Source organism: Xanthobacter autotrophicus (genome assembly GCF_029991245.1).
Lineage (GTDB): Bacteria > Pseudomonadota > Alphaproteobacteria > Rhizobiales > Xanthobacteraceae > Xanthobacter > Xanthobacter autotrophicus_C.
The window spans coordinates 1-1,460 of sequence record NZ_JAIVFO010000292.1 but is presented as its reverse complement, the minus strand read 5'-3'; the positions used below and the strand labels follow the sequence as shown (position 1 = coordinate 1,460).

Genomic DNA, 1,460 nt, shown 5'->3' with positions numbered 1-1,460 from the left:
CTCCCCACCCCTCCCCCGCAAGCGGGAGAGGGAGAGGGCCGGCGTGCGGTGGATGTGAGCGAGAGAGCAGGGGCCACCGGCGGCGCTTTTCAAGCTGAGTCACGGCCGCCTTCGCACCCCGCGCGACAGGCTCGGGCGCGCCTGCTAGACTTGACGCATTGCCCCGCGCCGCCAGCCCAAGGGCGGCTCCGCTTCAGGTTTGTTCATGGCCTCGCTCAGCGTGCGAATCGACCTCGGGCCCAAGCGCATCGGCCCCGGCAAGATCGAGCTTCTGGAGAAGATCGAGGCGCTCGGCTCCATCTCCGCCGCCGGGCGCGCCATGGACATGTCGTACCGCCGGGCCTGGGAGCTGGTGGAGGAGATGAACGGCCTGTTCACCGACCCCGTCGTGACGCCCCGCACCGGCGGCAAGCAGGGCGGCGGCACCCAGCTCACCCCGCTGGGCCATTGCGTGGTGGCCACCTATCGCACCATCGTGGCCGCGGCCACCGAGGCCACCCGCCAGCACCTCGCCACGCTGGAGGCCGAGCTTTCCTCGCTCAGCAGCGCGGCGGAATAACATCACGCCCGCGCGGCGCTTGAGCGGAGCTCTCTTGGCGCCGGTCGAAGGCCGGGGGTCGTTGGCAGCGCTCAGGATCGCGCCGCCCTGAGCGCGGCAGCCGCCGCCACCGGTCCCAGCACCAGCGCGAACAGGGTGAGGCCCAGCAGCACGCGGAACGGCGTGCCGAACGGCACCGGCCCCACCACCGCCGCCTGAGTCGCCGAGACGGCGAAGATCAGCACCGGGATGGCGAGGGGGATCACCAGCACCGCGATCAGCAGCCCGCCACGCCGGAACGCGCCGGCAAACGCCGCGCCGATGAGGCCGAGGAAGGTCACGGCGGGGGTTCCCACCAGAAGGGTCAGCACCACCGCGCCGATGGCGGCGGGCTCGAGATTCAGCATCAGCGCCAGCACCGGGGCGGCCAGCACCAGCGGCAGGCCGGTGGCGAGCCAATGGGCGAGGCCCTTGGCCGCCGCCGCCAGCTCCAGCGGCAGGGCGGACAAGGTGAGCGCATCCAGCGAACCGTCTTCAGCATCGGCGGCGAACAGGCGCTCAAGACCGATGAGGCTCGCCAGCAGCGCGCCGATCCACAGGATGGCCGGGCCGATGCGGGCCAGCAGCACCAGATCCGGCCCCACCGCGAACGGCATCACCGTGACCACGCTGAGAAAGAACACCACGCCGAGCCCCGCCCCGCCGCCGGAGCCGAGGGACAGGGCAAGGTCACGCCGCACGATGGCGAAAAAGGCGGCCATCATGGGCGAAAGCTCTTGAAGGTGGAGGCGGTGCGGCCCCCGCGCCCGCCGCACCGGCGGGCAGTCGGGGACCTTGATTGCGCCCACGCCGGACGGTGTGCGCCAGCGTCGGCCACGCTGCCCCCTCCCAACCCTCCCCCGATTGCGGGGGAGGGCTGGGG

General features: G+C 72.4%; 2 protein-coding genes. One reads left to right on the top strand and one right to left on the bottom strand.

Features of this window, described 5'->3' with window-relative positions; all coding sequences use genetic code 11:
• Window positions 1-205 precede the first annotated feature (205 nt).
• On the top strand, window positions 206-559 hold the full coding sequence (locus K9U41_RS22825) for a winged helix-turn-helix domain-containing protein (protein WP_282643127.1): 354 nt from the start codon (window positions 206-208) through the stop codon (window positions 557-559).
• 71 nt (window positions 560-630) lie between these two features.
• Here the strand turns inward: K9U41_RS22825 and ccmB are convergent, their stop codons facing one another.
• Window positions 631-1,299: a heme exporter protein CcmB gene (gene ccmB / locus K9U41_RS22820; protein WP_282643128.1), complete on the bottom strand. Its 669-nt coding sequence runs from the start codon at window positions 1,297-1,299 to the stop codon at window positions 631-633.
• Window positions 1,300-1,460 lie beyond the last annotated feature (161 nt).

Coding starts and splice junctions, on each gene's coding strand:
- K9U41_RS22825 (WP_282643127.1), top strand. CDS start 206: ATGGCCTCGCTCAGCGTGCGAATCGACCTCGGGCCCAAGCGCATCGGC.
- ccmB (WP_282643128.1), bottom strand. CDS start 1,299: ATGGCCGCCTTTTTCGCCATCGTGCGGCGTGACCTTGCCCTGTCCCTC.